Origin of the sequence: Pseudomonas sp. Sample_10, from assembly GCF_004321495.1 — a bacterium.
Classification (GTDB): Bacteria; Pseudomonadota; Gammaproteobacteria; order Pseudomonadales; family Pseudomonadaceae; genus Aquipseudomonas.
Genome location: NZ_RCOE01000213.1, coordinates 1360 through 1864 on the forward strand (window position 1 = coordinate 1360; position 505 = coordinate 1864).

At 58.8% G+C, this 505-nt stretch carries 1 protein-coding gene; it reads right to left on the minus strand.

Annotated features, from left to right (window positions below):
• Positions 1 to 116: 116 nt before the first annotated feature.
• Positions 117 to 505 (minus strand): proton-conducting transporter membrane subunit (locus tag D8U18_RS20755; RefSeq protein ID WP_277752485.1); only part of this gene is annotated, 389 nt, incomplete at its 5' end.

A 505-nucleotide genomic window follows, 5' to 3' on the forward strand; every position in this document is an offset into this window, starting at 1 on the left:
GCAAGCTCCCTCGCCACAAAAGCGAAGCCTGAAAACTTTTCAGTCTTTAAACCCCCCACGAAAAAACGGCACCCGAAGGTGCCGTTTCTGTTTTCTACCGAGTGTCGCTCAAGCGATCAACCCACCAGCCCCGATTGCTGAACCAGGTTCAGCAGCGGTTGTGGGTAGACGCCGAGGAAGAACGCGACCAGAGCGATGGCCAGCAGCATCACGCCGCCTGCTTTCTGTTCCCAGTGCAGTTGCGCATCGTGGCGACGCAGGTTCGGTTCGATCAGGTACAGGGTGACCATGACACGCAGGTAGTAGAACACGCCGATGGCGCTGCCCAATACCAGGGAACCGACCAGCCACCATTGATGGGATTCGACACCGGTGGCGATGATGTAGAACTTGCCGATGAAGCCCGCGGTCAGCGGAATACCGGCCAGGGAGAGCATCATCACGGTCAGTACGGCGGTCAGGTACGGACGGCGCCAGAACAGGCCGCGGTATTCGTACAGGGCAT